The sequence below is a fragment of the Steroidobacter sp. genome (assembly GCF_016790065.1).
Taxonomy (GTDB): domain Bacteria; phylum Pseudomonadota; class Gammaproteobacteria; order Steroidobacterales; family Steroidobacteraceae; genus Steroidobacter.
Genome location: NZ_JAEUPY010000753.1, coordinates 1 through 8,099, shown reverse-complemented (window position 1 = coordinate 8,099; position 8,099 = coordinate 1). Strand labels below are relative to the sequence as shown.

Annotated in this window: 7 protein-coding genes and 1 pseudogene; 1 reads left to right on the top strand and 7 read right to left on the bottom strand. The window is 61.0% G+C overall.

The features are described from left to right. From JNL55_RS30825 to JNL55_RS30815, 3 genes and pseudogenes are all read right to left on the bottom strand, one after another. Positions 1–221, bottom strand: a pseudogene (locus tag JNL55_RS30825) (FAA hydrolase family protein); the annotation flags it as partial. A gap of 10 nt (positions 222–231) precedes the next feature. Further along, positions 232–1,173 (bottom strand): NADP-dependent oxidoreductase, encoded by a 942-nt coding sequence (locus tag JNL55_RS30820; RefSeq protein WP_293863588.1) that lies wholly within the window; start codon positions 1,171–1,173, stop codon positions 232–234. A 2-nt stretch (positions 1,174–1,175) separates the two neighbouring features. Further along, positions 1,176–2,471, bottom strand: a complete 1,296-nt coding sequence (locus JNL55_RS30815) for an MFS transporter (protein WP_293863586.1) — start codon at positions 2,469–2,471, stop codon at positions 1,176–1,178. 167 nt (positions 2,472–2,638) lie between these two features. On the opposite strand from JNL55_RS30815, the gene JNL55_RS30810 reads away from it, so the two are divergent. Then, positions 2,639–3,883, top strand: coding sequence for an MFS transporter (locus tag JNL55_RS30810; RefSeq protein WP_293863584.1), 1,245 nt, complete (start codon positions 2,639–2,641; stop codon positions 3,881–3,883). On the opposite strand, the gene JNL55_RS30805 is transcribed toward JNL55_RS30810, so the two are convergent. The 4 genes from JNL55_RS30805 to JNL55_RS30790 form a co-directional block, all read right to left on the bottom strand. After that, positions 3,828–6,242 carry a TonB-dependent receptor gene (locus tag JNL55_RS30805; protein ID WP_293863582.1) on the bottom strand — a complete coding sequence of 805 codons (2,415 nt, stop codon included), beginning with the start codon at positions 6,240–6,242 and terminating at the stop codon, positions 3,828–3,830. The genes JNL55_RS30810 and JNL55_RS30805 overlap by 56 nt on opposite strands. 164 nt (positions 6,243–6,406) lie before the next feature. After that, positions 6,407–7,189 (bottom strand): SDR family NAD(P)-dependent oxidoreductase, encoded by a 783-nt coding sequence (locus JNL55_RS30800; protein ID WP_293863580.1) that lies wholly within the window; start codon positions 7,187–7,189, stop codon positions 6,407–6,409. Next, positions 7,180–7,593, bottom strand: a complete 414-nt coding sequence (locus JNL55_RS30795; protein WP_293863578.1) for a VOC family protein — start codon at positions 7,591–7,593, stop codon at positions 7,180–7,182. The genes JNL55_RS30800 and JNL55_RS30795 overlap by 10 nt, the downstream gene beginning before the upstream one ends. A 2-nt stretch (positions 7,594–7,595) precedes the next feature. Continuing rightward, on the bottom strand, positions 7,596–8,099 hold a 504-nt coding region (locus tag JNL55_RS30790), incomplete at its 5' end, for a histidinol dehydrogenase (protein ID WP_293863576.1).

Here is an 8,099-nt window from a genome sequence, read left to right as displayed (position 1 = left end):
GGCGCCGCCAACTGGGAGTGATCCAGCTCGAACGAAGCCGCCGTGCCAGCGTTGAGCCGGTCATAGATCTGTTGCAACCGAGGTGCGGCGTCCTGCCAACTCTCCAGCGCCTCACGCAACGTGCGTGCAACGTCGGTTGCTCGAATCGCGGAACCAAGATCGCGCGACACCACGATCAAGGTGCCTTCGCGCCCGCCTTCCTTCAATGTGCCCAGCTTCACGATGCTCTCCTCAACTATGAACTTTCAACACCAACTTGCCGCGCGCATGTCCCTGCTGGCTGAGTTCCTGGGCGGCAGCGGCATCCTCGAGACGGAACGCTTTATCCACGTTGACGCGTAACTTGCCGGCATTGACCAGGTCGACGAGTTTCTGGATTCGCGGACCGAAGGCAGCGCCAGTGTTCCAAGCGGTGGACGGTGTACGCACGCCGGCCTTCTCAACTTCTTCCGCATTCGGCACACCTGCAGGCGAAACCAGCACCGCGCCTCGTTTCATCGCCGCCGGCGTGCGAGCCAGCGTATCGCCGCCGACGTTGTCGAGCACCACGTCGGCCTGACCGATGTAATCCTCGAAGCGATAGCGCCGATAGTTGATGACCTCGTCGGCACCGAGACCTCGCAGATAGTCGATGTTGTATGTCGATGCAGTGGTCGTTACATGTGCACCCAGCGCTTTCGCAATCTGGACCGCCGCGCTGCCAACGCCGCCAGCGCCGCCATGAATGAATACGTTCTGGCCGGCCTTCACTTCGGCCAGCTCGACTAGAAATCGATACGCCGTCGCTGCCGGCGTCAGCAATCCTGTGGCGGCCTCGAAGCTCAGCGAAGCAGGTTTGCGAACTACGTCCTCGGCCGAAGCGACGGCGTAGTCCGCATAACCACCCTGCGCGGAGCGATTCAACGCGGCGATGACTTCGTCGCCCTCGCTCCATCCCGATACTTCCGGCCCGAGTTTGTCGATCACGCCTGTGACATCGAAGCCGGGAATGTGCGGCAGCTGCAGCTCGATACGGCCCCGCATGCGACCTTCGCGCAGCTTCCATTCGAACGGATTGATCCCGGTGGCATGGACACGCACGCGGACTTGCCCCGCAGCGGGCTCGGGAACAGGCACATCGTCCAGACGCAGAACGTCTGGACCGCCGTAATCGTGCATGCGGATGGCGCGCATAATCACTGAGCTCCGGTCAAACTGGATTCGGGTTTCATGTCGGCCGGCGTTGGCTGCGCGCGTCGCGGTCGCGAAGTGAATGCGATCAACACCGCGCCGGCGAAACACCACACCGCAATCGAGATGAAAGCGGTTCGATAGCTACCCGAGTCGCTGTACAACACACCTGCGACCGGTGGCGCGATGGCGCCCGCGCAAGTGGTGATCGCGACGGCCAAGCCGGCGATGCTCGGAAACACCTTTGAACCGTAGTAGTTACTCAACACAGCAAACATGCTGGCGAGCCCGCCGCCGAATCCGAAGCCGAGCAGCACGATGCACGTGAACAGTTCGGCACGCTGGTCCGCCGCGCTCATGATGGTGAGACCGACACCGAACGCCGCAGTGGTCGCAGCCCAAACGTAACGAGGGTCATAGCGATCGCCGAGCGAGCCGAGCGCCAACTTCCCGAGCAGGGTGGAGATGCCGAAGATCGAAAACGCCCAAGCACCGATATCTCGCGGGTGACCGAGATCCTGTAGATGCAGCACGCCGACGGCGAAGTACAACGTGTACCCCATGTTGGCGCCGAACGCTGCTACCAGCAGACACCAGAACGCACGGGTCTTCAGCACGTCGCTGCGTGTCCAAGGTTCTGTCGTGATGAAGCTGCGTAAAGATTTGGCCGGTGCGCCTGATGCGCTTCCCGACTGCGGCTCCAGACCGTCGGCGAACTGCCCGAGATCCGAGGGCTGCTCGCGAACAAAAAAGAAGGCGATGGCTGCCGCCACTGTCGCGACCGCTGCCGTCAACACCCAACCGGCTCGCCAATTCGAACCAGCAGCCGCGATGACTTGATTGATCAGCGGCGCCACCAGAAAGCCCCCGAAGCCCGGGGCCGACATCAGGATGGCCATAGCCAACGCCCGTCGACGAGTGAACCAGCGAGCCACCCCTGCTTGAGTGGTGATACCGCCGGCCGCCGCGCCACCCATTCCCAGCAACACGCCGAACACCAACACGGCACTCAATCCACCAGTGACGACTGACGCCATCAGAGACGCCGCGACCGCCATCAGCAATGCGCCACCGATCAACGTGCGACGGATGCCAAAGCGATCGACGATCAGCCCGACCACCGGCGCCCCCAGGCCGAACACGAATTGGTACACCGACATGGGCAGCCCGGCGACGCTGCGTTCCAATTGCAGGTCGGCGGACATATAACCGTTCATCACGCCGCCGCCGTACAACGGGAAGGCCGCCGCCACCAGCAGCACCAACCAGAATACGAACAGCAGTTTCCACCCGTAGAACATCTGCTCCCCCTCGGCACTGTGGTCACGATAGTTGCGCAAGCTCCGGCTGCACAATCATTTATGCTGATCGACCCCATCGCGCGGAGCGATGCACGGCCCGGTGTGGACCCGCTACAGTCCGCCTACTATTCGAGTCCAGTCGTTACCGCGGGATCGGGGGATCACAAGTGTCGACGCAGAATCGTTTGCCGCACGAGCCCGGCATGGCGCAGGGCTTGATCCTGCTGTTGCCTTGTACCTTGTCCGTCATGGGCATCGTGGTACTGATCCCGGTGTTGCCGCAACTGATGGCAAGTTTCAGCCACGTGCCGGGTTATCAATATTTGATTCAAGGCGGCGTGCTCACCATGCCGGCGCTATGTATCGCACTGTTCTCGCCGCTGGCCGGCTGGCTCGCCGACCGTTACGGCCGCCGCCGCATCCTGATCGGCGCCATGGTGGCGTATGGCGTGGTCGGCATCGCCCCGGCATTTCTCCAAGACCTGTACGCCATCGTCGCAACCCGCGTCGGCGTAGGTCTTTGCGAAGCCGTAATCATGACGGCCTCCACTACACTGATCAGCGATTACTTTCATGGCCACGCCCGTGAGAAATGGCTCGCCAGTCAGACTGCAGTGGCATCGTTATCGTCGTTGGCGTTGATCATGATCGGCGGTGTGCTCGGCTCGGCCTACGGCTGGCGTGGGCCGTTCTTCGTTTACGCGTTCGGCTCGGTCCTGGCCATCGGCGTGTGGCTGCTGACCTGGGAACCGAAGTTCAACAATTCCGCCACGCAAACTCACAATGTCGACGACCCCGAAACGCCGGCCTTTCCGTGGGCTCGCATCGCCGGCATTTGCGCCATCACGCTGTTTGCGTCGGTGATGTTTTATACGATTCAAACTCAGAGTTCGCTGGCGTTGGCCTCGCTCGGTGTGCAAGACCCGGCTCGCTTGAGCGTATTCACCGCTATCGCCAGTCTCGGCGTGCCGCTGGGCACGTTCGTTTATCGCGCCGTGCTCCGCTGGTCCATCGGGCTGTTGTTGTGCATCGAGTTCGGCATCATCGGCATCGGCTTCGTGCTGATGGGTAAGGCACCGACTGCCGAAATGTTCGTGGCCGCCGCGGCACTCAATCAAATCGGCTGCGGCATGATTCTGCCCACGCTGCTTGTCTGGGCCACTCGGGGATTGCACTTTCAGATTCGCGGCCGAGGCACGGGCGCATGGCAGGCGACCTTTGCGGTCGGGCAGTTCGTGTGCGGCTTGGTGGTGACGTGGCTGGCGCTGCGGCTCGGCGGTCCGTTGCCGGCATTCGTGGTCCTGGGCGTGAGCTCGGCGATCGCGGCGTTACTCGCGATCGCCGGGCATCGGGTGATCAGAACTTCACCCCCACTCGCAACCCATACGTCCTCGGCGGGCGCAGCGCATTGAACACCAGGCCCGAGGGATGACTGAAGGAGTTGGAGTACACGTCCTCGTTGCCGATGTTGTTGACGTAGGCGGTGAGATTCCAGGTTTCGTTGGACGAGAAGTAGCTCAGGTCCGCGTCCCACATCACATACGCGTCTTGTTTCTGCAGCCGGTTGTAGTCGACCGACGACCAGTAGTCCGCCGAGTACTGGGCTCGCACGCCCGGCACGATGGCCGCACCACCAGACAGCTTGAACGTGTGCGCATAGTCCATCGTCAATGACAGCTCCGGAGCACGCGGCATCTGCTGACCCGTGCAATCGACGCTATATAAACCCTGACTCACGTAGGTCACACCGCAAACCGTCGACGGCGGCTGCGTGCCCGGGCTGCCATTCGGCGGCGGCTGGAATTCACCAGGACGCGACACGTTGAACACGAAGTCCGTGTACTCGGCATGCAGGTACTGCGCACGAACGCCGATCTGATCGTTGTCCGTGAGCAACGCGGTGAAGTCCAGGTCCAAGCCGTAAATTTCCGCTTCCGGCACATTGATGGTAGTGAAGCCGAACACCTGCAGCGGCGGACTGGTCGGCGCCAGATACGATTCTTGGTGATCTTCGTACTTCCAGAAGAAGGCCTCGGCATTCAACTGCAAGCGATCCTGCGCAAAACGATTCTTGGAACCCAGCGCGAAGGCTGTGATCTTTTCCGGCTCATAGCTGTTCTCGACCACGGAGTGGTCGCCAGTGGCGAAGAAGCCGCCGGCTTTGAAGCCGGTGCTGACCGTCGCATACAACATCGAGTCGTCGTTGAGATCGTGTTCGAGGCCGACCTTCCAATCGGTGTTGGTCCAATCGCGGTCGCCGGTCAGGCTGTCGCGGCAGTATGTGAACGGATAGGCAACACCAGCGCCATTGGTCGCCGCTCCAGGAATCACAGCAGCAATGGTGCCAATCGTCACTGGCGTCGCGCCCAGCGTGCTACACGGAGCGGTCGCGCCCTGGCGATTGAAGATCTGACCGCTCTGCGATTTGCCTTCTTCGGTGTAGCGAGCGCCGACTTTCAGCCGCGTGCTATCGGCCAGCGCGAACGTGAGTTCGCCGAAGACGGCGTGACTGTCGTTCTTCAGGCTGTCCACATCGGCGCCGGTTTGATTGAACAAGAAGCCTTGATCGACCCAGAAGGTGAAATCTTGTTTGTCATTGAACGCATACAGGCCGCCTACCCAACTCACGATGCCGGACTCGCCGGCCAGGCGTAACTCGGCCGACCATTGTTCGGCATGTTCCACCGGCTGATAACGGAAGCCAGGGCCGTAGGAGATCGAGTCCTGATCGGTGGTCATGGTGTTGCCGAGGAAGGTCAGGGTGCTGAAGCCCAGATCCCAGTCGACTTGCGCACTGAACGATTTCACTTCGATGTCGATGTCACCGTCGGTGTAGATCACGCCGTTCGAGAACAACGTAGCGGGCTGACCATTGCGGGTGGCCTGTGCCACCAAGGCTCCCGGCGACGCCACGCTGCTGCCGGTCCAAGGATCGCTGTTGTTGAAATAACCGGAGCTCGCGCTGATCGGCAACTGGGCTGCGCCCTTGCCGCCCAACGACACATAACTTCCGGTCAACAGAATGCTCAAGTCTTCGTTGGGCTCGGCCAGCATGGTCAAGCGCGCCGACTTGGACTCGTCATCGTCATAACCGTCGCTCTGATAGCCATCGCGATCCGTGACCTGCCCCGCCAGGCGGAAAGCGACTTTGTCGCCAGCCGGCATGTTCACGTAACCGTTGAAACGTTTCAGGCTGTAATTGCCGACTTCCAAGCCGACGCGCGCACTGAAGTCATGCGCCGGACGATTGGGAATCAAGTTGACGGCACCACCGGTCGCATTACGACCGTACAAGGTGCCTTGCGGACCTTTCAGCACTTCGACGCGTGCCAGGTCATAGAAATTTCCGCCTAGCGCACCGACGCGTGCGTAGTAGATGCCGTCGACGTTGAATGCGACGGCCGGATCGGCGAATGCGTTAGTGCCGTAACTACCGACACCGCGCAAATAGATCTGGCTGGACGGGCCGCCCTGACCGATGGCCAGACCCGGCACCAGCTTGTTCAGATTTTCCGGTTGTGAGATTGCAGCCTGTTCCAGCGTGTCGCCGCTCAGCGCAGTGATGGCGATGGCCGTGCGCTGCAAATCCATCTCACGCTTTTCGGCAGTGACGATGACTTCTTCGAGCACGCTGGCCTGCGGGCCTTCGGCGGCATCCTGAGCGAGCACCCAGCCAGGGATGGCGCCTCCGAGCAACACGCCCGAAACACTGGCGGCGAGCATTCTGGCGCGCCTGCGTTGCTCAATTTGTTGGTATCGACTGGAAGTCATGACCGAGTTCCCCCTCGCTGATGTTTGCCGCAATTCCGGTGACACCCGCTCGCGGGATCGTCCCGGAACTCTTCAGATTCCCAAGCCAGCCTAGTGCGACTGTGTTTGGCCCCACAAATCGTTAGGGGCAATGTTCGGCATCGCGTTTTGTTATAGAAGACCGCTTACCAGGCGGTGGCGCCGCCATCGATGGAAAAATCGGCCGCTGTTACCCAGCTGGACTCGTCCGAAGCTAGAAACACCGCGGCCCAGGCGACGTCTTCGGGTTGGCCGAAACGTCCCAACATGGTCTTGGTGCGCGCTGCTTCGCGAATCGCTGGATTGTTTTCTAGTACTGGGCGCGTCGCGCCGGTGACCACCATCCCCGGACATAAACTATTGGCGCGAATGTTATGCGGTGCACCTTCCATCGCCAGCTGGCGCGTCATGGCCAGCACGCCGCCCTTGCCCGCGCAGTGCGCCAACGCCGGCGAACCGGAGAGCGCAACGAATGCATTCGCCGAAGCGAAATTGATAATTGACGCCGCACCGCTGGTTTTCAGATGCGGCCAGGCCAATTTGCAGGCCAGAAACACCACATCCAGCTCGCTGGCCAACGTGCGTTTCCAATGTTTCTCATAGTCCATGGTCTCGATCCATTCGAACGCAGCCCAAGCGCCTGCATTGAGCAGCACATTGAGCTGGCCGAATCGTTCTACGGTGGTATCGACCAGGCGCTGCACGTCCGCTTCTTGGGTGAGATCGATGGACGGCAGCGTGGCAATCGTCAGACCTTCTTCGACAGCCAGCCGCGAGGTCTCGGCTAGACCTTGCTCGTCGAGATCAGTCGCCATGACTCTGGCGCCATGGCGAGCAAACATGAGCGCGCAACCGCGACCGATGCCGCTGCCTGCGCCAGTGACGATTGCAATTTTTGTCCTGAGCCGTTCGGAGCGAATCATGTCCATAGCTCCGGTTCCTGTACGAACTCGATCAAGTTACCGGCATTGTCCCGAATGAAAATATTGTCCCCGTGCGGGAAATGGCCGACGAATTCGATATCGGCGCCGCGTGCACGCAGCTGTTCGGCCACGGTGTCCACGTGCTGAACCGCGAACGCCAAATGTTTGTTGCCGTGGGTCTTCAGATCGGTGTTGGCTTGGCGTCGTTCGTCCGGCAGCGGCTTGGCGCCAACCACTTCGAACAGCTCGACGCGCAGATTGCCGCGTTTGAGCATGGCCACCTTGGCGGGAATCTTGGGAATATCGAAACGGCGCTCGACTTCGAAGTCCAGCACCGAGCGCCACCAGTGGATCGACGCCTCGATGTCCGGCACGCTGACGCCGCCATGGTGATGCTTCAGTTCGATCATGGTCATGCCACCTTGCGTCCGTAACGTCGCACGCGCAGATCCGCTTGCTCTTTGTGACCCTTGAAGCCTTCCAACTCGCACAGCCGCGAACAATATTCGCCCACCAGCGCCGCCGCTTCATCGGTAAGCACGCGCTGATACGTGCACGTCTTGATGAACTTGCCCACCCACAGCCCGCCGGTGTAGCGCGCCGCGCGCATGGTCGGTAGCGTGTGATTGGTGCCGATCACTTTGTCGCCGTAAGAAACGTTGGTGCGTGCACCCAGGAACAGCGCGCCGAAGTTGGTCAGATTCTTCAGGAAGTAATCCGGATCGCGCGTGATGACTTGCACATGCTCCGAAGCGATGCGATCGCCCTCGCTCAGCAGTTCCTCGAGCGTGTCGCACAGAATGATTTCACCGCAGTTCTGCCACGCGACTCGGGCCACGTCCGCAGTCGGCAACCACGACAGCAGCTTCTCGATGGCTGCCGGCACTTCTGCTGCCAGCTTGGCGCTGTTGGTCAA